This window comes from Oceanobacillus sp. CFH 90083 (genome assembly GCF_009389585.1).
Classification (GTDB): Bacteria; Bacillota; Bacilli; order Bacillales; family Amphibacillaceae; genus Oceanobacillus.
Window position 1 is genome coordinate 355,920 of sequence record NZ_VIYG01000004.1, and the last position, 19,867, is coordinate 375,786.

The window sequence follows — 19,867 nt, forward strand, 5'->3', positions numbered from 1 at the left end:
TAAGATCCTTGAACCTTTGGGAAGAAGGGAACAGGGGAATGTATATTTATTTAAATGCCGTCTTTGTCGGCCTGTTATTATTGTCGAATGTTTTGTCAGTTAAGTTATTTCAAATGGGAAGCTTTGTATTGCCGGCTGCAGCGATTGTTTATGTAATTACATATTTGATGATGGATGTTATTGGCGAGGTTTATGGAAAGAAGGCAGCCAGAAGAACGATTCAAGCCGGGTTTTTCACGCAGATTATCGCCATGATATTTATTTATATCTCGATTCTGCTCCCACCGGCAGCTGATTTTCAATCGCAGGCAGCTTTTGAAGAGATTTTTAACGGGAGCTTCCGTGTCATTCTGGCCAGTCTGGTTTCCTATTTCGTCAGCCAAAACTTAGGTGTCACGATATTTCATGGTTTAAAGCATCGTCATGGCCGGAAAAAATTGTGGCTGCGTAATAGCCTGTCAACGATGACCAGTCAGCTGATCGATACGGTATTATTTATTACCATCGCTTTTTGGAGCATTGTCCCGACACCTGTGTTACTGGGAATGATTATATCACAATATATTTGGAAGTTTATCGTTGCAGTGATTGATACACCGTTTGCTTATTTGCTTGTCCGCTGGGCACGTAAATATGAGGCAAAGCATCAAACAGAACTACTAAAAGCTTCTTAAAAAGAATAGAAGCTGGTCAGTGTGTGATATATCTGAATTAGAAAGACCAGCCAGGGGAATCATCTGGCTGGTCTTTTAATCAAATTGGATATATTTTACTTACCCTCTAAACCGCTGCAGAAACGATTGAACACGCGGGTTTTCCGAGTGCTCGATAACCTCACTTGCTGTTCCTTGCTCTGCGATAACTCCTTCATCTAAAAAGAGCACTTTATCCGCAATATCCAAGGCAAAGTCCATTTCATGTGTGACAAGGATCATCGCCATATCATCATTTTCCGCAATATCACGGATGACATTAAGCACTTCTCCGACAAGCTCAGGGTCAAGTGCAGAGGTGACTTCATCAAATAGCATAATTTTGGGACGCATCACAAGTGCACGAGCCATAGCGACACGCTGCTTCTGTCCGCCTGAAAGCTGACTTGGATAATTGTCCAGCTTATCACTTAGACCCACGCGTTCAAGCATTTCGATAGCTCTTTTTTTGACATCACTTTTTTCTTCCTTTTTCACATGGATCGGTGCTGTCATGCAGTTTTCTAAAATGGTCATATGCGGAAATAGATTAAAATGTTGAAATACCATCCCGATATCGCCGCGAATGGAGCGCAAATGATTTTCATTAGCATGGATCATATCTCCATGCTTCTCCATTTTCCATAAATTACGGCCATCAACGATAATATCACCAGCTGTCGGCTGTTCCAATGTCATCAGCATGCGGATAATGGTTGTCTTTCCGGAACCGCTTGGTCCGATGACAGCTACTTTTTCAGCCGGATAGATATCTAAGTCAATGCCCTTCAGCACTTCCACATCGCCAAAGGATTTATGAACATTTTTATAAGTTACAATTGGATCAGCCATTATTGCATTGCTCCTTTGTCTTTTAAAATTTGGTTTTTATCGAACCTTTTATTGAAGCGGTTCTCTAATTTTTTTATCAGTATCGCAGAAGGATAGCTTAATAACAGGAAGATGATACCTACAATCGTTAATGGCTCAAGGTAAGACCAGTTTTCTGCACCATAGGAACGAGCCATCAGCATAATACCTGCTACTCCGATAGTAGATGCCAGCGGAACTTCCTTAAACATAATAATAAAATAGTTTCCCAGCATCGGAATCGTTGGCGGAATAGCTTGCGGCAGAATAATCTTGCGCCATTTATCCCATGTGGAAATATTCAATGCCTTAGAGGCTTCCCACTGTCCTTTATCTACATTTTCAATTCCTGACCGGTAAATTTCACCAATATACGTACTAAAGTGTATACCAAGTCCCAATACAGCACAAGCGAATGGATGGAGGGATATACCGATATAAGGTATTACCGGCAAGGCGTAAAAAATGAAAAATAACTGAACAAGCGGAGGAGTAGAGCGGATAAATTCCATTGTCCAAGTAACAATAAAATGCATAAAACGATTAGGGATACGGCGTAAAAAAGTCCACAAGAAACCGGCAATTAACGCAAACAGGTAGCTGGATATCGTCAGACCGATCGTCATTCCAAGTCCTTGTAAAACCACTGGTAATGCATCGAAAAATGTATCCCAGCTCCAATAATTCAAATTCATCAGTCAGCTGCTCCTTTCTTTGCCATTTTTTCAGCCTTCCTTGTAAGGAAAATGAATGGAAGTGCTAAAATGAAATAGAATACAAGCACCATTAAATAAATCACCGGTGATAAAGACAAGCTGGTACTTCGCATGATGTCGCCATAATATAGAATATCTGTTAAACCGATGAGCGAGACGAGCGATGTTCCTTTTAAAATTTGAATTGTATAGTTACCGAATTCAGGGAGCATCATTCGTACTGCCTGTGGAAAAATAATCAGACGCATCCTTTGAAAAGAAGACATATTTAAAGCAGTGGCAGCTTCATATTGTCCTTGTGATACAGATAAGATAGAACTGCGGACAACTTCAGAAAGATATGCACCATAGTTTAATCCAATCGCAATAACACCGATCCACCAGTTGGACCCCAGGTTGATTCCAAATAGCATCGGTATAGCGTAGTACAGCCAGAATAGCTGAACAATTAAGGATGTTCCCCGAAAGACTTCTACATAAAATCCGGTTATTTTTCGTAATAAAACGTTCCTGGACAGCCTGCATAGCCCTGCTATAAATGACATGATATATGCAAACAAGGCAGACGCAATTAGAATAGATACTGTTATTTGAATACCACGCCATAATTGCGGGGTAATCTCTAATATAGCATTAATAGTAACGACCTCCTTTATTATTGAAATGTGTAAGGTTCTATTTATTTTGAAAAAAAGATAGGGCGCTCCTTAGTTGAAGGAACCGCCCTATGGAGTCTTAAAATATAACTATTTCATCAACTTTCGTAGTTAAAATTCACCTTGGCATACTTGCTCCGTTGTCATGGAACCAGCTTCAACAAAGTTCGTTTCCGGATGGAATCCGTTTTGTTCCAGTAATTCAGCAACCGTACCGTCCTCTTTTAATTCTTCTAATTTTTCGTTATAGGCATCGCGAAGCTCTTCATTTTCAAGACTGAAAGCAGCTGCGCCATAGCTTGGTACACCTTCTACATCTGGCTGTTCAAAGCTTTCGACAAGCTCTAAGGAATCTGTATTTGCTGAATCAAAAGCCATGCGTACAGTCATTTCTGTGCCGGTTGTGGCGTCAGCACGTCCTGCTTGAATGGCTGAGAAGGTTGCAGGGATATCTGGAGCCGTAATAATTTGCTCATCAGCTACGCCTTCAGATTTTAGAAACTCAATTTCTGTCGCACCTTCCATCACAACGACGGTTATATCAGGGTTATCTGCAATATCTGTATAGCTTTCAATGGATAATGGGTTACCCGCTTCGACAACTAAGCCTTCTCCATATACCATTTCCGGCTCACCGAAAAGTGCATTTTCACAGCGTTCTGGATTGATTGCCATACCGGCGGTTATTACATCGAATTGTCCTGCCTGAACACCTGGAATCAGTTCACTAAAATCAGATAATTGCCCTTCTACATTATCAACTCCAAGCTCGGCAAACACAGCCGTAGCGATATCAACTGCCGCGCCTTTCAGCTCTCCATCTTCTTCATAAGCATAGGGTGATTCATTAGCAAAACCTACTGAAACTGTGCCCGCATCTTGAATACTTTCTAAGCTATTATCTGATCCGCCACAAGCTGCCAGCAGCAATACAAATGCAGCCAGACCAGTAAGTATGAATTTTTTCTTCAACTGAATATGCCCCCTAAAATAAAAATATTGATTATCATTGCTAACTTCTTAGAAAAAGAACGTTACATGAAATCAACATAAGTTAACAAATATGTTACAGAGAAAAGAAAGGATTCTCAAACTGCATATTTTATGAAAAACGCGATTTATTTCCTGTTTTATGGGGTTATGGGTAAATAGCTTAGATATACCAATATATACCCTACTATAGTTGTTTATCCTCCATATAACGAAGAAGTGTTATTTTATAAGATTCCCGCTGAATGAGGTTTCACTTTATTTACGGTAAATAGAAATTAATTGAAAAGGGATGCAGAGTCTAATAGGATAGAAGATAAGATGAAAAAAAGGTGGAGATAGATCATGGGAGCTTATATTGCGGTAATTGTTGTATCTGTCATTGTGGTTGCAATGGTTATTATTTTATCTTTAGTCACGCTGTCAAAGGGATATGGCTATAAGCATAAAATTGACCCGCTTCCTGGTGAAGGGGAAAAAGCGGATAATGAGCGAGAAGAAAATAAATCAGTAAAGTAATGAAGAAAATAGGATGGTTTAATATAGCAGTGAATGGAAGTAATCAGAATAAATAAGGGCATAGCATATTGGCATACTTTTTTCGGATAATGACTAAGGTCGGTCAGAGGCAGAAACAGGGAGGAAGAGGAAACCTGATTTGGAAGGATGCGAGTATAGCTCATTCCGAAAAATAAAAAGAAATGCAAGTAGCGATAAAGCTTGTGCTTGGATTTCTTTTTTTGTATCTATTTCTGGAAATATAAGGTTTTATTCATGTTCAACAGAAGGACGATAGCCTCTTTGAAGCTCAGAAATACTTAAACCGAATGTCATTTGCAAATGAGGGTAATCCGGAAAGCGATTAAAATCTCCACCCCATTCAAAGCCTAAATCCTTTGCGATTTCTGCAACCTCAAACCAGTCGGATTCACCATTATTATTGCCATCATAGTGAATATCCCAGATTATTTCTCCTTCCTGATTCCGAATGGCATAATCGACAGCCAGTCCATAATTATGGTAGCTTTCCCCTGCTCTGGCATGGGTAACAATATTTCCGCCATCTTCTCTGCCTCTGGCATACAGTGCATCCTGCTCCTCCTCCGAACGCAGACCATCAGTAATAACAACCTCTATATCTATATCATCAGCACGATCAATTAATGTTTCTACAGCTTCCTGGACGTCGGGATGAAGCTCCGTGATCGTTTCTCCCTCAACCACTCTTTCATAAGGGGAATTTGTCAGCTGGTAAAACCAAAATAACAAGCCTATAAAAAGAATAATAACAATCCAGGAAAGCGTAAAATGCTTTAAAGCTTTCATTCGTTATTTCAGACTCCTTTGAAAAGTATCTGTAGCTTTAGGATAACATGAATATGAATCTGGTGAAGCGTTGAACAACAAAAAGAATACCCGCTTACTGGATGGATAAGCAAGTATGAAATTGATTTCTTCATGGAAGTAGACATATAATATAGGAAACCTGACAGAAATGGAGGAAAAACAATGTATTACCTCATTAGCTGTTTAATAGGTTACATCTTTGGCTGTATTCATGGGTCGCAAATTGTTGGTAAAATAAAGAAGCGGGATATTAAGAATGAAGGTGTAAAGAATGCCGGGGCATCGAACACAACAATTCTATTAGGCTGGAGATATGGTATTGTGGTTGCTCTCATTGATATTTTTAAAGCAACACTTGCTATATTGCTCGTTTTATTTGTCTTGAGAGAAGCAGGAATCGCAGCCGGGAACGCGTCTTTATATATTTATTTGACTGCTTTATTTGTCATTATTGGGCATAACTATCCGGTTACCATGAAGTTCAGCGGCGGGAAAGGAACAGCATCCTTAGTCGGCGCATTAATTGCGATTGACTGGCGGGTTGCTTTCATCGGGATTGCTATTTTATTGTTCTTTACTTTTGCAACGGATTATCTCGTTATCGGTGTCCTGTTTATGTATGTTTCTTTTCTTATCACAACGTATTATTTCTTTGGAAATGGACCTGCGCTGGTGGTGGTATTTTTAACATTGCTGTGTATCTATAAACATTTGGAAAATTATCGCAGAATTATAGCGAAGGAAGAGACGAGACTGTCCAGTATGTTTAAAAAGAGTGCGTAAAGAGAACGCTTAAAGAAAAAGCTTTTTATGGAGGTGTGTGCCAGGATTGGATATTTTATTATGGATCATCATTATCTTATTATTTATCGCAAGTTTTCTGGGAATTATCTTTCCGATGATTCCATCTGTTATCGCTATATGGGGAGGATTTTTAGTCTACAATTTCTTTATCAATAATGATTCGCTGACCTGGTGGTTCTGGACAGGCATGATTGTGATCACAGTCATTCTAATTGTAGCGGATATTATCGCCAACAGTTATTTTGTGAAAAAATTTGGGGGAAGTAAAGCCGGAGAAAGAGGAGCAGCGATAGCTGTTATTGTCGGTTCATTTATTACTCCGCCATTTGGAATTATCTATGTGCCATTTTTAACGGTTCTCGCTATCGAAATGATGCAGCGGAGGACAGCTAAAGAAGCATTCCGGGCGTCTGTCGGCTCTTTTTTAGGATTTTTAGGCGGCTCTGTTGCAAAAGTTGTTCTGCAGCTGGTGATGATTGTCTGGTTTTTTATCGCAATCTGGTTTTAAGCAGGCAATATATATGAAAAAATCGCCTGCTTCTTGACTTTCGCCAGTGAGAACTATATATTAAAAGCATAGTTGAAATGTTGACGGAGAATAGTACGTTGTGATTGTCTAATACAGAGAGAAAAAGAGGGCTGAGACTTTTTCTTAGACATACAGGGGAACCTGCCTCCCGAGTTCGCCATATAAGGAGATACAGCTCTGAAATTGGCGCGGTTTTAGGCCGTTATCCAATGAAGTGTATATATTTGCTGAAGATCATTTGTGAAATTGTGGAATGACTGCTTATATATAAACAAGGGTGGTACCACCTAAGCCTCGGTCCCTTTTTGGATGGAGGATTTTTTGTGTTTACATGGATTTTTAAATAATAGCAGAACATATTGAAGAAAGAGGTGCTTACAATTGGGTAAGAAAAATAAACAATTTGTAGAGAAAATTACAGCGATGGAGGACGATTTCGCACAGTGGTATACAGACGTTGTGAAGCAGGCTGAGCTTGTTGACTACGGTCAAGTACGTGGAACAATGATTATCAAGCCTTATGGCTATGCAATTTGGGAAAATATTAAGAATGAATTAGATCATATGTTTAAGGAAACAGGCCATACCAATGTTGCCTTTCCACTGTTTATTCCAGAAAGCTTATTACAAAAGGAAAAAGATCATGTAGAAGGCTTTGCTCCTGAGGTTGCCTGGGTAACCCATGGCGGTGACGAAGAATTAACAGAACGTATTGCGGTACGTCCAACTTCTGAGGTGCTTTTCTGTGATTATTATTCAAATAATATTCACTCTTATCGTGATCTGCCAAAGCTGTATAATCAATGGTCCAATGTGGTTCGCTGGGAAAAAACAACCCGTCCATTCCTGCGTTCCTCCGAATTCCATTGGCAGGAAGGACATACAGCGCATGCAACAGATGAAGAAGCAACAGAGGAAACAAACCGTATGCTTGAAATTTATGCAAAACTTGTTGAAGATTATTTAGCTATTCCTGTTTTGAAGGGAACGAAAACAGATAAGGAAAAATTTGCAGGTGCAAAATTCACGTTAACTATTGAAGCATTGATGCATGATGGAAAAGCATTGCAGTCTGGTACATCTCATCATTTTGGTTCCGGTTTTGCCGAAGCATTTGATATTACGTATCTGGACGAAAATGGAAAAAGTCAATTTGTTCATCAAACTTCCTGGGGCTTATCGACGCGTATTATGGGAGCTTTAATCATGGTACATGGGGATAACCGCGGATTAGTTGTTCCGCCAAAAATTGCTCCAACACAGGCAATGATTGTGCCGATTGCGCAGCACAAAGAAGGTGTGCTGGATAAGGCATATGCTTTACGTGATCAGTTAGCGAAAATTGCCCGTGTAGATATTGACGGCAGTGATAAAATGCCGGGCTGGAAATTTAATGAATACGAAATGAAAGGTATTCCAGTTCGTATCGAAATGGGACCAAAGGATATTGAGAAAGAACAGGTTGTTCTTGTCCGCCGTGATACTGGTGAAAAGGAATTCGTTGCTTTAACAGATGTGGAAGAGCGTCTTGCTGCATTGCTGGATGAAGTACAGGCAAATCTTTATAAGCGTGCCTTGGAGCATCGGATAGAGATGACACATACGGCGAAGGACATGGATCAATTCAAAACAGAAATCGAAAAAGGCGGATTTGTCAAAGCAATGTGGTGTGGAGATGTTGCTTGTGAAGAAAAGATTAAAGAAGAAACAACTGCAACGTCCCGTTGTATCCCATTTGAACCGGAAAGTGTATCCGATAAATGTGTATGCTGCGGTAAAGAAGCAAAAGAATTAGTTTACTGGGCCAGAGCATATTAATAACTGAAAAAGTAATCAGACTGGGTTTTAAGCTCAGTCTGATTTTATGTATTTAAAGCGAAAGCTGATGAATAGCTGAGGGTATAAAGCTTCGATATATATCTGATTAATTATCTGAAAACATAATTTTTATTTTGCCTATTGCCTAAGCATGCATAAACGTGGTATAAATATACATGTTAATTAATAAATATACATTCGGTGAGGGAATAAATTATGAAAGCAAATTTAAAAAATGAATTAGATAAAGTAATGAGTGATTTAACAAATTTAAGCGATACTATTTTTGAAAATCCAGAGCTTGGAGATCAGGAATATGAATCTATGAAGCTGTTAACAGATTATTTAACAGCACATCAATTTGAAGTAGAAAAAGGTATTGTTGATCGTGATACAGCTTTTAAAGCAACCTACTCAAGTGGAAAGCCTGGTCCTCAGATTGCATATTTGGCTGAATATGATGCACTCCCAGGTGTAGGACACGGCTGCGGACATAATTTAATTGGCACGATGAGTGTTGGAGCGGGGGTTGTATTAAGTAAAGTCATCGATGAAATTGGTGGAACTGTTCATGTATTTGGCACCCCGGCAGAAGAAACAAACGGAGCTAAAGTTCCGATGAGCGAGCAGGGAGTGTTTGATGGTATTGATGCTGCGATGATTTTACACCCAAGTGATACATCACAGGTAAGCGGTGAATCGTTGGCTATGGATGCGATCCAGTTTGAGTATCATGGAAAAACAGCCCATGCTGCAGCAGCTCCGGAAAAAGGAATTAATGCATTAGACGGTGTACTCCAATTATTTAATGGTATTAACGCATTAAGACAGCATGTAAAATCAGATGTCCGTATTCACGGCGTTATTCCAGAGGGAGGCCATGCTGCAAATGTAGTTCCTGATAAAGCAGTGGCCCAGTTCTATGTCCGGGCAAATAATCGTCCTTATCTGAATGAGGTAGTCGAGAAGGTAAAGCATATTGCTGAAGGAGCAGCATTAATGACAGGAGCAGCATTAAACATATCAAATTATGAATTAAGCTATGACAATATGATAACGAATAGCGTTTTATCTGATTTATTTACAGCGAATCTAAAGGAGACCAGCAGATTGCCTGTGCTTGGAGCAAAAGAATCTTACGGATCGATTGATATGGGAAATGTGAGCCAGGTTGTGCCGGCTATCCATCCGTATATCGGATTAAATAAAGAAGGGTTAATTGCGCATACGAAAGAATTTGCTGACCAGACCATTACAGATGATGGGCATTTGGCCTTATATGAAGGGGCACTCTCTTTAGCAAAAACAGGCTATGATTTATTGACAAATGAAGAAGCAGTCCAAGCAATGAAAGAAGAATTCAATAAAAACAAAGAAGAGGTAACAGTCTAATGAATAAAAAGCTAATTTTACTTTTAGGTACATTATTATTTACTGCATTATTAGCAGCTTGCGGATCAGATGATAATGATTCCGAAACAGCAAGCAAAGATAAAGACGTATTAAAAATGGGAACATCTGCTGATTTCCCTCCATATGAATCACGAAATCCTCAAGGGGAATTTGAAGGATTTGATATTGAATTAGCTAAACTTATTGCGGAAGAATTAGATATGCAATTAGAAATTGAAGATATGAAATTTGAAGGTCTTATCGGTTCCTTACAGGCGGATCGTGTGGACATGGTAATATCAGGGATGAATGCAAGTGAGGATCGTAAAAAGAATGTAGACTTTTCGAGGGTTTATAATGATTCAGGACAAATGTTTGTTACCAAAGACAAGCCAATGGAATCTTTAGAAGACCTTGAAGGTAAAACGCTTGGTGTACAGCTCGGCTCTATTCAAGAAAAAGGAGCAGATGCTTTAGCGGAGGAGTATGATATCGAAGTGAAAAAAGTAGATGATGCCGGTATTTTAGCGCAAGAACTGAATGCGAATCGTATCGACGTTGTGTATTTTTCTAAAGAAGTTGCCCAAGGCTTTATAGATTCCCAAGGATTCTCAGGCTTTGAAGATCCAAATACTCTGGATTCTGGTATGGCAATTGCATTCCCTAAAGGCAGTGACTTAGTGGATGATGTGAACGCTGTTTTAGAAAAATTTGAAGAAGATGGTACGTTAGACAGTTTAAAAGAAGAATGGATACCAGGATCTGTTCAATAAAATACAGGATAAAGAAATGAGGTGACAGGGCATGAATTTGGATTTTTCCCAAATCGTGCCTTATATTCCTTTTATACTGGAAGGAATAGGTGCAACATTAAAATTTGTTAGTGTATCCATTTTGGCAGGGTTTATATTGGGGACTATTTTAGCAATTTTCAAAATAACCGGCTTTTGGCCGCTGAAGGTATTTGCTGATGTGTATACATCGATCTTCCGCGGTACACCGCTTATTTTACAATTAATGATTATATACTTAGCTGTTCCGCAGTTGACAGGTTATGATATATCTGCATTTTTATCTGCTGTTTTAGCATTTGGATTAAATTCAGCTGCGTATGTATCTGAAATTATCCGTGCCGGTATTATGGCAGTGGACAAAGGACAGACGGAGGCTGCCAAAGCGTTAGGTGTTCCTTATCGCGCTATGATGTTAAATATTATTTTGCCACAGGCTTTTAAAAATATTCTTCCGGCACTAATGAATGAATTTATTACGTTAACAAAGGAATCAGCATTAGTATCTACGATTGGTTATCTGGATTTAATGCGCCGGGCACAAATTGCTGGTGCGGATATTTATAGAAACTTTGAACCGCTCTTTTTTGCAGGAGTAATTTATTGGGTTATGGTTACCATACTGACCTTGGCCGGACGGTATGTTGAACGGAGGATGAGACAGAGTGATTAAAGCAGATCATATCACAAAAGTATTCGGTAAAAATGAAGTGTTAAAGGGAATTAGCACAACAGTTGAAAAAGGTGAGGTTGTTACAATTATCGGGCCTTCCGGATCTGGCAAATCAACCTTTCTGCGCTGTCTTAATCTATTGGAGGAACCAACCTCCGGACAGATATATATTAATGATGAGGAAATTACTTCTCCACGGGTTAACAAAATGGAAATACGAAAGAGCATCGGAATGGTGTTTCAGCATTTTCATCTGTTCCCCCATATGACTGCTCTTGAAAATGTGATGTATGCACCACAGAAGGTAAAAGGCATGTCGAAAAAAGAAGCGGAGCAGATTGGCAAAAACTTGCTGGCAAGAGTGGGGATGACAGATAAAGAAACAGCATATCCCAATCGTCTGTCAGGCGGTCAGAAGCAGCGTGTTGCCATTGCCAGAGCACTGGCAATGGAGCCGGAAATTATGCTTTTTGATGAACCGACTTCTGCACTGGATCCGGAAATGGTCAAAGAGGTTCTCGACGTTATGAAAGGTCTGGCAGAGACAGGCATGACGATGGTTATTGTTACACATGAAATGAATTTTGCAAAGGAAGTTGCAGATAAGATACTCTTTTTGGATGACGGTGTGCTGCTGGAAGAAACAGAGCCAAATACATTTTTCACCAATCCGAGTACCGAACGGGCACAAAGCTTTTTAGAAAAAGTACTCTAAAAACAAAAGCGCAGGGATGATATAAACATGGCTTCAGCTAAGTCAGGTTTTCTGCATCTCTTGCGCTTTTGTTTCTTATTTATTTAGAAGTGCTTTGATATCCTGTTCGATCATATCCGGATTCTTTTGCGGGCCAAATCGTTTCACCACTTGTCCGTCCTTATCAATCAGGAACTTCGTAAAATTCCATTTAATTTGTTCACCTAGTATCCCCTTTTGTTCACGCGTTAAAAAATCAAATAAGGGATGTGCATTTTTCCCTTTTACATCAATTTTGGAAAACATTTGAAACGTGACACCATAGTTCTGTTGACAAAATTGTTTAATTTCTTCGTCTGCTCCCGGATCTTGATGGCCAAATTGATTGCATGGAAAACCGAGTATTTCAAAATCCTGCTCTTCATACTTTTCATATAATTTTTGCAAGCCTTCAAACTGAGGAGTGAAGCCACATTTGCTTGCAGTGTTTACGATGAGCAACACCTTCTCTTTGTAATCAGACAGCGATTTCTCTTCACCATTCATTTCTTTTACTGAAAAATCATAGATATTTGTCATACTACCCCACCTCAAAAAATGATAAGATGTAAATGATTCCAATTGTATTATAGCAGGAAAGGACGTTTATTTGTGACTGAAATAATGAAAGATATTCCAATAAAAACAAGTGAGAAAAATGCTTATTTACGCTATCTCACTACTACTGATTTACCCGATATTTTAGAATTGCAAACGATTGTTTACAAAGCATTGGAGGATAAAAAAAGACTAGCGACCTTAGCTGAAAATGAATTTCGTACCATATTAGAAGGAGAGCCGCTGATGGTCGGTATTTTCCACGAGGAGAAACTGATTGCTTTTCGGGCTTTTCTAAATCCGGCCGCTGATGAAGAAGGGTTAGGAAGGGATATTGGTTTAACAGAAGAAAATTATCCGGAAATAATCTATTCAGAGATTTCCAATGTGCATCCGGATTACCGTGGGAATCATTTGCAAATGAAAATGGGCAAATTTATTATGGAGAAATTAGATGTGTCAAGGTTTCGTTATATTTTAGCTACGGTAGCTCCAGGGAATATTCCGAGTATGAAGGATAAATTTGCACTGGGAATGCACATTTATAAGGTGAAAGAAAAGTATGGTGGGAAGCTGCGTTACGTTTATTGTAATGATTTAGAATTAAGCGATGTCCAGGCTCAAGAGCAGAAGGAAATGAATATAAACGATATTGATGGTCAAGCAAAGCTTATGGAGGTCGGTTATATTGGTACAGGGATGAAAAAATCAGGAGATGAATGGATGGTTATCTATCAGAAATAAGAAACAGGCTGGAGCTCCAGCCTGTTTCTTATTTCTATTTATTTAAACCGTGGTTGTTTCTGGAAGTGTTTCACCAATAGCTGCCAAACGCGCTTTCACTTCTTCTGTAGATAAATCATGTTCTTTTACATAAAGGCTGCGTGGTGTAACACGGCATTCATGGCTGCACCCGCGTAAATATTTATGTTCATTCTCTTCAGAAGCAAGTATTTGTCTGTTACATTCCGGATTTGCACAGTTTACATAACGCTCACAAGGCTTTCCGTCAAAGTAATCTTTTCCGATAATAACATGTTCTTTGCGGTTAACAGGAACGCTGATACGTTCGTCAAATACGTATAATTGTCCATCCCATAATTCGCCTTGAACTTCGGGATCCTTTCCGTAAGAAACAATACCGCCATGTAATTGACTCACATCTTCAAAACCTTCTTCTTTTAACCAGCCGCTGAATTTTTCACAGCGGATACCGCCTGTGCAATACGTTACAATTTTTTTATCTTCAAGCATTTCTTTGTTTTCCTGAACCCAATCTGGTAGTTCACGGAATGTCTTAATATCTGGACGGATTGCTCCGCGGAAATGTCCTAAATCATATTCATAATCATTGCGGGCATCCAACACAATAGTATCTTCGTCCTGTAATGCTTTATAAAATTCTTTTGGCTCTAAATACTTGCCAGTTGTTTCTAATGGGTTTATGTCATCTTCTAAACGCAGTGTAACTAATTCATTTCTTGGGCGTACATGCATTTTTTTGAAAGCATGTTTATCATGAGCGTCTACCTTGAATACCATATCTTCAAAGCGGGGATCGGCATGCATATGCTCCATGTAGGCATTTGTCTGTTCTACCGTACCTGAAACAGTCCCATTAATACCTTCTTCAGCTACTAAAATACGTCCTTTTAGTCCAAGCTCTTTGCAATATTTAAGGTGATCCTTGGCAAAAGCTTCCGGGTCCTCAATATGCACGTAATTGTAATAAAGCAAAACTTGATAATCTTGTTTTGTTTCCATTTGGTTTACCACCTGTTCATTTATATTTGCAAGATACAAATGAGTTTGGCTGTGTTTATTCATTTTTCGTCTTGCAATTGGTTATTATACCACGTTTTCTTATGTTGTTCCAGCTGTTTCGGATACTTGTTTTTAACCATATGCTCATATTTTGTCCACAAATATTGCAGTGTCACTGGCCGTAAGACTCCTGCTTTAAGAATGGAGGGAACCTGAAATTCTAAGTGGGAGAGGAAGCAGACTAAGTACGCGGCGTCCTGGGACTGGGGCTGGGGCTGCGATTACTCGCCCCATCGAAAACATTTGTGCGTCGAAAAACCTCCTCTGAGTAAAGTTTCACTTTATTTGGAATGTCTTAGACGTGAGCATAGTCAATATAAACTTTTTTTCCATAAGATAAAGTATCTATGAAGGAAGGAGGTTGAAATGATGAGTGAATCATCTAAAAAACCAATGATGCCTAATAAAGTAATCGAGGTAATGGTAGATAGTATTTTCCGTAAAAATGGTGTTAAACCAGAAGAGGTGAAGGATAACCTTTCTGAAAAGCAGAGAGAGATGCTGAAAGAAATGGTTGCCGATTTAAAAGAGCAGGTGGAGGAATTTCAGCAGAAAAGAAATGAATCCAAATCAGAATAGTATCCGATAGAAAATGTGAAGAAAACCCACTATATCTTCACATTTTTTGTGACAGAATATAAGGCTGCGGTAAAGCTATTTTATTATACATGCACTAAAAAATAGACTAGGTTATTTTGCTATTTTCTGTGTTCTTTGTGCAGGTGTACAGGAAGTATAGTTATCAATACCATAAATTATTTTAGAACTTGAAGAAAGGAGTGTTAATTGATGTCTGTCTACAGAAGTAAAGCAGAAGGAACGAATCGCTTCCATGAGGATTTATATGGAGACGATTGTGCGTGTGATTCTCAGGAATCCGGTTATGAAACAAATAATTACCAATCAGCACCAGCTTATTATGAAAATGGTTTTAATTCCAATTTCTTTGGTGATACAAGTGTTGTCCAGGAAGGGGATGAATTTTCATATATGGAGCAAGAATCTGCAGAAGTTATTTGGGTTAAAGAATCATGTAACATCACAGTAACTTCTACAGATACCCAGATTGGTGCATCATTGCAAGCGGCATTGCAATTAGCTATTGCAATTGTTATTCGTCTGTCTATTGGTGACTCTGCGGATGGGGAAGAGGTAGAACAGGAATTAATGCAAACAATCATTTCCAGTCAAGTAAATAAACAGAAAATATTTATCTACAATACGAAAGATGCAAAGGTTACAACAACGGACACAGATATTGCGATAAATATTCAGCTGCTTTTACAATTACTTGTTGCTCTGGTAATCATGATTGATATTCTGTAATCCAATGAATGATATAGAAAGGAGTGTAAACCTCATGATGCACAAAAAAGAGTGGAGAGCATTAGATTACTGTGACGACCAAAAAGATCGAGCAGAAGTAGAGCAGGATGCCAAACAAAAGAGTATAACAAAGCAATCGTCTGAAGAATGGATTATTATTAAAGACTCTGAAGGAATTAACGTAACAACCACAGATACACAAGCAGCAGTCAGCCTGCAGGTAGGTATTGAAGTAGCTATTGCTGTTGTGCTCAGTATTACATTGGCTGATTCGAATCAAGCAAAGGCTGTTTTCCAGGATTTAGAGCAGGTTATGAAAACCAAACAAAGCAACCGTCAGAAAACGATTGTTGAGAAATCAAAAAATGTCAGTGTAACAACAACAGATACAGATATTGCGATAAATATTCAGCTGTTGATTCAGTTATTATTGGCAATTGTAGTCAGCCTGGATATCCTATAATAACTTTTGCCATTTCTTCATCCTTAAATTTCCATTAATTTATTGAACTCCCTTTAAAAATAATCTAAAGGGAGTTTCATTCATGCTTATACAAATTGAAAAAATATCCAAAAACCTGTGATATGTTCCATTTACTGCAGCATGTGTATTCGTAATTCCTGTTATTAGTAATTATAAAAAAATATGGATTCTGTAGAAGGGGGGAGATATCCCCCCTTTGAAAACGCTTCTCCCGTTGAAAAACGTCGAATTTTGTTTGATAATACTCTTTGATATTAGCTTGCAATTTTTTATGAAAGGGTTTAAAATAATACATGCAAAAGGTAATTGGAGTTACAAGAATACTTTACGATCTCTTTTTCAAGACGGTGTAAAAGTATTTAGGTTTCAATGACTTTGCATATCTCTTGTATAAGGAGGTCATGATAATGACTGGTAAAGTAAAATGGTTTAATGCAGAAAAAGGTTTTGGTTTCATCGAGCGTGAAGACGGAGATGACGTATTTGTACACTTCTCTGCAATTCAAGCTGAGGGATTCAAAACACTTGAAGAAGGTCAAGATGTTGAATTCGAAATCGTAGAAGGCAACCGTGGCCCACAAGCTGCAAACGTTGTTCGTCTTTAATTCGAATACGAATGATATAATAGGCTAGATAAACTAGTTTAAAAACCCCCGGATAAGAGATCCGGGGGTTTTTAACTGTTGAACATGATCGAATGATACTTAATTAATATTGAACATTCTTTTAAAGCGTCAACTCTGCCTCATATGCGAGTAATTTAATCAATGCTTGTGTTCCACTGTCCGCTTCACCCATGTCCGCCAATTTTTTATAAAGATTTAACGCTAATTCCAGCCCGGGTGCCGGCATTCCTATATGATGAGCAGATTCTAACGCTATTTCCATATCCTTGATAAAATGTTTTACATAAAAGCCTGGCTCATAGTCTTTTTCGAGCATTCTTTTACCTAAATTGGATAGGGAAAAGCTGGCAGCCGCTCCAGTGGAAATAGTTGCAAGTACTTCTTCTGCATCTAAGCCTGCTTTCCTTGCATAGATAATGGATTCGCAAACGCCAATCATATTAGTTGCGATAGCAATTTGATTTGCCATTTTCGTATGCTGCCCCGCTGCAGCTGGTCCAAGCAAGGCAATTCTTTCTCCTAAAACATGAAAGATCGGCATCATTTCATGATATGCTTCCTTGTCTCCGCCAGCCATAATTGCCAGTGTTCCATTCTTTGCACCGATATCTCCACCAGAAACAGGTGCATCCAAAGCGATTAAGCCTTGTTTTTTTGCTTCTTCATAAATATCAATTGCTAAGCTGGGCTTGGATGTAGTCATATCAACCACATAGGTGCCTTTTTGCGCATTTTTTAAAATACCGCCATCTCCAAAATATACTTTTTGAACATCTTCCGGATAACCAACCATTGTAATAATGACATCACTTACTTTTGCTAAATCAGCCGGACTATCATGCCAGTCTGCTCCCAAGTCTAATAACTCTTCTGCTTTTGATTTTGTTCTTGTGTAGACATTTAAGCTGTAGCCTGCTTCCATCAGATTTTTTACCATGCTTTTCCCCATAACGCCTAAACCAATAAAGCCGATGGTAGTCGTTGATGCTGTTATCATTGTATCCATCTCCCTTATATAGATGCTTTACATTGAGTTTGTCACGAAAATTTATGAAACGCAACTATTTTTCGAACAAGGTGCCGGAACTGCCGTAAAATCATTTTCATTTAACCTGGCAACGATTGCCTTGCATGGAATCATGCAGGATACATATAGTATAAAATGATTTCACAATAAAACAGTATTTTGCTTATGAATATATAAAGGGGGAGGAGAACAATGACAATCAATAAAAGTGAGCTGAAGAAGCGCATTCTTGCAAGGCAGGAGGAATTAATTGAAAAAATAAATCGGGAAACAGAGGCAAGATATGAATTTAGTCAGGAGGTACTCGGTGAATTATCGAATTATGATAATCATCCAGCTGATACAGGAACAGAGCTCTTTGAAAGAGAGAAGGACAGTGCCTTACAACGGCTTGCGGAATCAGAGCTGGAAGAGATAAATAATTCTCTGCATGCGATGGAAGAGGGAACTTATGGTATTTGCAAGGTATGCGGAGAAAATATTGATCCAGAACGCTTAGAAGCTTTGCCAACTGCTGATTGCTGTGTGAAGCATGCAAAGAAACCGGCTTATCATGGAGACACACCTCCCAAAGAGGTCTTTAAAGGCAGGGACGATGGCGGGGAAAACAGCTGGGAGGATGTACAACAATATGGAACGTCCAGCTATACTCCCGACTATCATGACGGTACAGGAGTGCCGGAGGATGGAGGAAAAAGCGCTGATGAGGTAGAGGTGGAAGATTTTTTAGCAGCAGATATGGAAGGGAAATATACAGGTGTAACACCTAATCATGAAGCATATGAAGATGAATTGGATAAAGAAGAGCAGTAATTTAACTGTAAAATAAAATCTGGACGATGGCTCCATGCTGTTCAGGAGTGTTCATCGTCCAGATTTTATATGAAAAATAAGTATCAGCCTATGGATTCCAATATGCTCATTAGTATATCCATAATAAACAGGTTATTCACAATGGCGATGACAGCAAAGGTAATGACTAATGATATAATCGTAAAGTAAAAACTCTGCTTCGTTTTTTCTTGAATAAGTGTATAAAGCATATGAATGACAGGATTAACATACATAACAATGATAAACAGCAGTGTAACAAAGGATAAGCCCCATGGGAAATCTCCAACCCCTCCTGATTCCATTTGCATTATCCATGCCCCCATACTTGCTATATTAATTTTAACAATCCCCAGAAATGCCAGAAGAGCCAGGGCTATGAACAGACCGGCAAAGGGCACAAGCGTACCTGTGTAACGAGTGAACTGCTGTGTAAAGGAAATAGGGTGTTTAACAAGTTTAAATGTAATAAAGTTCGCAATTAATCCAGCAAAGAAAAGGATAATAAATATAAGTGTTCCTTTTAGAATGGTGGAGAAAAACGGGACATAATCGCTTAGTGATTCATCTCCGCCGAAGATTCCGGCAGCATCATTAAATAAGGTATTAAGAAGTCCGTAGAAAAATAAAGTAGCAGCAAGTGCCAGAATGATGGCTGTAACAATAGCATTTGTCAAGTGCTGTTCATTGTCTTTGAAAGCAGCATTAGGATTTTTAATCCGAGTAAGAAAATAATTCCAATATTGATTGGATCCTGTTTTCACTTTCTCCAGAGTTGCATTAAACGCCTGTGATGATTCTGAATTTTTTTCAGCTGTTGATGCACCTTCCTGTTGAAATGCTTCGTTATGTGTCTCTGATGTATTTTCTTTCGATGTATTCGTCGGTTCATCCTGCTGACGTAGCGGTGAACCACATTTGGTACAAAACTTTCCTTCCTCCGTTTCTTGATTACATGATGGGCAAATCAAAAAATCACTTCCTTTCCAAATTATAATTCAATAATATAAATCCTGCCTTAGTAGTTCATTATATACGATTTTTAGGGTGATCGGTAGGGGCTGACTGATTGTCTTATCATTCATCATGTGATGTATTGTCTGTTTCTGTATAAGAAAAACCTGTATTTGCTTAGGTACAGGGGATGCGGGTGTCCTTCTATTTGGTATTTTAAATTTTA

General features: G+C 38.8%; 24 protein-coding genes and 1 other annotated feature. Of the genes, 15 read left to right on the forward strand and 9 right to left on the reverse strand.

Annotation, left to right across the window (positions count from 1 at the left end):
- The first annotated feature begins 38 nt into the window (after positions 1-38).
- Positions 39-674 (forward strand): queuosine precursor transporter, encoded by a 636-nt coding sequence (locus FLK20_RS08505; protein WP_152656132.1) that lies wholly within the window; start codon positions 39-41, stop codon positions 672-674.
- 99 nt (positions 675-773) lie between these two features.
- Here FLK20_RS08505 and ehuA read toward each other — a convergent pair whose 3' ends face one another.
- From ehuA to ehuB, 4 genes are all read right to left on the reverse strand, one after another.
- Positions 774-1,544, reverse strand: coding sequence for an ectoine/hydroxyectoine ABC transporter ATP-binding protein EhuA (gene ehuA, locus FLK20_RS08510; protein ID WP_152656133.1), 771 nt, complete (start codon positions 1,542-1,544; stop codon positions 774-776).
- Positions 1,544-2,257 carry an ectoine/hydroxyectoine ABC transporter permease subunit EhuD gene (ehuD, locus tag FLK20_RS08515; protein WP_152656134.1) on the reverse strand — a complete coding sequence of 238 codons (714 nt, stop codon included), beginning with the start codon at positions 2,255-2,257 and terminating at the stop codon, positions 1,544-1,546. The genes ehuA and ehuD overlap by 1 nt, the downstream gene beginning before the upstream one ends.
- Positions 2,257-2,916, reverse strand: coding sequence for an amino acid ABC transporter permease (locus FLK20_RS08520; RefSeq protein ID WP_152656135.1), 660 nt, complete (start codon positions 2,914-2,916; stop codon positions 2,257-2,259). Before FLK20_RS08520 ends, ehuD begins: the two co-directional genes overlap by 1 nt.
- A 129-nt stretch (positions 2,917-3,045) precedes the next feature.
- Positions 3,046-3,906, reverse strand: coding sequence for an ectoine/hydroxyectoine ABC transporter substrate-binding protein EhuB (gene ehuB, locus FLK20_RS08525; RefSeq protein ID WP_152656136.1), 861 nt, complete (start codon positions 3,904-3,906; stop codon positions 3,046-3,048).
- A gap of 363 nt (positions 3,907-4,269) precedes the next feature.
- Between ehuB and ytzI the strand changes: the two genes are divergently transcribed.
- The gene (ytzI, locus tag FLK20_RS08530; protein WP_152656137.1) at positions 4,270-4,443 is read left to right on the forward strand and encodes a YtzI protein; all 174 of its coding nucleotides are present in this window, start codon (positions 4,270-4,272) and stop codon (positions 4,441-4,443) included.
- Positions 4,444-4,692: 249 nt separating this feature from the next.
- Here the strand turns inward: ytzI and FLK20_RS08535 are convergent, their stop codons facing one another.
- On the reverse strand, positions 4,693-5,250 hold the full coding sequence (locus tag FLK20_RS08535; protein ID WP_152656138.1) for a M15 family metallopeptidase: 558 nt from the start codon (positions 5,248-5,250) through the stop codon (positions 4,693-4,695).
- 183 nt (positions 5,251-5,433) lie between these two features.
- Here FLK20_RS08535 and FLK20_RS08540 point away from each other — a divergent pair, with 183 nt between their 5' ends.
- The 7 genes from FLK20_RS08540 to FLK20_RS08570 all read left to right on the forward strand — a co-directional run bounded on the left by FLK20_RS08540 (position 5,434) and on the right by FLK20_RS08570 (position 11,993).
- Entirely contained in the window at positions 5,434-6,054 is a 621-nt protein-coding gene (locus tag FLK20_RS08540; protein WP_152656139.1) for a glycerol-3-phosphate acyltransferase, read from the forward strand.
- A gap of 46 nt (positions 6,055-6,100) precedes the next feature.
- Positions 6,101-6,583 carry a DUF456 domain-containing protein gene (locus tag FLK20_RS08545; protein ID WP_227994924.1) on the forward strand — a complete coding sequence of 161 codons (483 nt, stop codon included), beginning with the start codon at positions 6,101-6,103 and terminating at the stop codon, positions 6,581-6,583.
- A 71-nt stretch (positions 6,584-6,654) separates the two neighbouring features.
- Positions 6,655-6,910, forward strand: a binding site (T-box leader).
- Positions 6,911-6,985: 75 nt separating this feature from the next.
- Positions 6,986-8,422: a proline--tRNA ligase gene (gene proS, locus FLK20_RS08550; RefSeq protein ID WP_152656140.1), complete on the forward strand. Its 1,437-nt coding sequence runs from the start codon at positions 6,986-6,988 to the stop codon at positions 8,420-8,422.
- Between the two features lie 216 nt (positions 8,423-8,638).
- On the forward strand, positions 8,639-9,814 hold the full coding sequence (locus tag FLK20_RS08555) for a M20 family metallopeptidase (RefSeq protein ID WP_152656141.1): 1,176 nt from the start codon (positions 8,639-8,641) through the stop codon (positions 9,812-9,814).
- Positions 9,814-10,587 carry a substrate-binding periplasmic protein gene (locus FLK20_RS08560; RefSeq protein WP_152656142.1) on the forward strand — a complete coding sequence of 258 codons (774 nt, stop codon included), beginning with the start codon at positions 9,814-9,816 and terminating at the stop codon, positions 10,585-10,587. Before FLK20_RS08555 ends, FLK20_RS08560 begins: the two co-directional genes overlap by 1 nt.
- A 31-nt stretch (positions 10,588-10,618) precedes the next feature.
- Positions 10,619-11,278, forward strand: a complete 660-nt coding sequence (locus tag FLK20_RS08565; RefSeq protein WP_152656143.1) for an amino acid ABC transporter permease — start codon at positions 10,619-10,621, stop codon at positions 11,276-11,278.
- On the forward strand, positions 11,271-11,993 hold the full coding sequence (locus tag FLK20_RS08570; RefSeq protein ID WP_152656144.1) for an amino acid ABC transporter ATP-binding protein: 723 nt from the start codon (positions 11,271-11,273) through the stop codon (positions 11,991-11,993). Before FLK20_RS08565 ends, FLK20_RS08570 begins: the two co-directional genes overlap by 8 nt.
- 75 nt (positions 11,994-12,068) lie before the next feature.
- Here the strand turns inward: FLK20_RS08570 and FLK20_RS08575 are convergent, their stop codons facing one another.
- On the reverse strand, positions 12,069-12,551 hold the full coding sequence (locus FLK20_RS08575; protein ID WP_152656145.1) for a glutathione peroxidase: 483 nt from the start codon (positions 12,549-12,551) through the stop codon (positions 12,069-12,071).
- Between the two features lie 72 nt (positions 12,552-12,623).
- Between FLK20_RS08575 and FLK20_RS08580 the strand changes: the two genes are divergently transcribed.
- Entirely contained in the window at positions 12,624-13,313 is a 690-nt protein-coding gene (locus FLK20_RS08580) for a hypothetical protein (protein ID WP_227994925.1), read from the forward strand.
- Positions 13,314-13,355: 42 nt separating this feature from the next.
- On the opposite strand, the gene trhO is transcribed toward FLK20_RS08580, so the two are convergent.
- Complete coding sequence (trhO, locus tag FLK20_RS08585; RefSeq protein WP_152656146.1) at positions 13,356-14,333, reverse strand: oxygen-dependent tRNA uridine(34) hydroxylase TrhO; 978 nt, start codon at positions 14,331-14,333, stop codon at positions 13,356-13,358.
- A 429-nt stretch (positions 14,334-14,762) separates the two neighbouring features.
- Between trhO and FLK20_RS08590 the strand changes: the two genes are divergently transcribed.
- The 4 genes from FLK20_RS08590 (at position 14,763) to FLK20_RS08605 (ending at position 16,808) form a co-directional block, all read left to right on the forward strand.
- Positions 14,763-14,972 carry a spore coat protein gene (locus FLK20_RS08590; protein ID WP_152656147.1) on the forward strand — a complete coding sequence of 70 codons (210 nt, stop codon included), beginning with the start codon at positions 14,763-14,765 and terminating at the stop codon, positions 14,970-14,972.
- A 210-nt stretch (positions 14,973-15,182) separates the two neighbouring features.
- Positions 15,183-15,719, forward strand: a complete 537-nt coding sequence (locus FLK20_RS08595; RefSeq protein ID WP_152656148.1) for a spore coat protein — start codon at positions 15,183-15,185, stop codon at positions 15,717-15,719.
- Positions 15,720-15,753: 34 nt separating this feature from the next.
- On the forward strand, positions 15,754-16,182 hold the full coding sequence (locus FLK20_RS08600) for a spore coat protein (RefSeq protein ID WP_152656149.1): 429 nt from the start codon (positions 15,754-15,756) through the stop codon (positions 16,180-16,182).
- 425 nt (positions 16,183-16,607) lie between these two features.
- Complete coding sequence (locus FLK20_RS08605; RefSeq protein WP_198048619.1) at positions 16,608-16,808, forward strand: cold shock domain-containing protein; 201 nt, start codon at positions 16,608-16,610, stop codon at positions 16,806-16,808.
- Positions 16,809-16,929: 121 nt separating this feature from the next.
- Here the strand turns inward: FLK20_RS08605 and FLK20_RS08610 are convergent, their stop codons facing one another.
- Positions 16,930-17,826 carry an NAD(P)-dependent oxidoreductase gene (locus FLK20_RS08610; protein ID WP_152656150.1) on the reverse strand — a complete coding sequence of 299 codons (897 nt, stop codon included), beginning with the start codon at positions 17,824-17,826 and terminating at the stop codon, positions 16,930-16,932.
- Between the two features lie 222 nt (positions 17,827-18,048).
- Here FLK20_RS08610 and FLK20_RS08615 point away from each other — a divergent pair, with 222 nt between their 5' ends.
- Positions 18,049-18,669 (forward strand): TraR/DksA C4-type zinc finger protein, encoded by a 621-nt coding sequence (locus FLK20_RS08615; protein WP_152656151.1) that lies wholly within the window; start codon positions 18,049-18,051, stop codon positions 18,667-18,669.
- An 83-nt stretch (positions 18,670-18,752) separates the two neighbouring features.
- On the opposite strand, the gene FLK20_RS08620 is transcribed toward FLK20_RS08615, so the two are convergent.
- On the reverse strand, positions 18,753-19,658 hold the full coding sequence (locus FLK20_RS08620; protein ID WP_152656152.1) for a zinc ribbon domain-containing protein: 906 nt from the start codon (positions 19,656-19,658) through the stop codon (positions 18,753-18,755).
- Positions 19,659-19,867: the final 209 nt, after the last annotated feature.

What these genes read in the sequence shown, in the direction of transcription:
- FLK20_RS08505 (WP_152656132.1), top strand. Translation starts at nt 39, where the DNA reads ATGTATATTTATTTAAATGCCGTCTTTGTCGGCCTGTTATTATTGTCG.
- ehuA (WP_152656133.1), bottom strand. Translation starts at nt 1,544, where the DNA reads ATGGCTGATCCAATTGTAACTTATAAAAATGTTCATAAATCCTTTGGC.
- ehuD (WP_152656134.1), bottom strand. Translation starts at nt 2,257, where the DNA reads ATGAATTTGAATTATTGGAGCTGGGATACATTTTTCGATGCATTACCA.
- ytzI (WP_152656137.1), top strand. Translation starts at nt 4,270, where the DNA reads ATGGGAGCTTATATTGCGGTAATTGTTGTATCTGTCATTGTGGTTGCA.
- FLK20_RS08535 (WP_152656138.1), bottom strand. Translation starts at nt 5,250, where the DNA reads ATGAAAGCTTTAAAGCATTTTACGCTTTCCTGGATTGTTATTATTCTT.
- FLK20_RS08540 (WP_152656139.1), top strand. Translation starts at nt 5,434, where the DNA reads ATGTATTACCTCATTAGCTGTTTAATAGGTTACATCTTTGGCTGTATT.
- FLK20_RS08555 (WP_152656141.1), top strand. Translation starts at nt 8,639, where the DNA reads ATGAAAGCAAATTTAAAAAATGAATTAGATAAAGTAATGAGTGATTTA.
- FLK20_RS08560 (WP_152656142.1), top strand. Translation starts at nt 9,814, where the DNA reads ATGAATAAAAAGCTAATTTTACTTTTAGGTACATTATTATTTACTGCA.
- FLK20_RS08565 (WP_152656143.1), top strand. Translation starts at nt 10,619, where the DNA reads ATGAATTTGGATTTTTCCCAAATCGTGCCTTATATTCCTTTTATACTG.
- FLK20_RS08575 (WP_152656145.1), bottom strand. Translation starts at nt 12,551, where the DNA reads ATGACAAATATCTATGATTTTTCAGTAAAAGAAATGAATGGTGAAGAG.
- trhO (WP_152656146.1), bottom strand. Translation starts at nt 14,333, where the DNA reads ATGGAAACAAAACAAGATTATCAAGTTTTGCTTTATTACAATTACGTG.
- FLK20_RS08590 (WP_152656147.1), top strand. Translation starts at nt 14,763, where the DNA reads ATGAGTGAATCATCTAAAAAACCAATGATGCCTAATAAAGTAATCGAG.
- FLK20_RS08595 (WP_152656148.1), top strand. Translation starts at nt 15,183, where the DNA reads ATGTCTGTCTACAGAAGTAAAGCAGAAGGAACGAATCGCTTCCATGAG.
- FLK20_RS08600 (WP_152656149.1), top strand. Translation starts at nt 15,754, where the DNA reads ATGATGCACAAAAAAGAGTGGAGAGCATTAGATTACTGTGACGACCAA.
- FLK20_RS08610 (WP_152656150.1), bottom strand. Translation starts at nt 17,826, where the DNA reads ATGATAACAGCATCAACGACTACCATCGGCTTTATTGGTTTAGGCGTT.
- FLK20_RS08615 (WP_152656151.1), top strand. Translation starts at nt 18,049, where the DNA reads ATGACAATCAATAAAAGTGAGCTGAAGAAGCGCATTCTTGCAAGGCAG.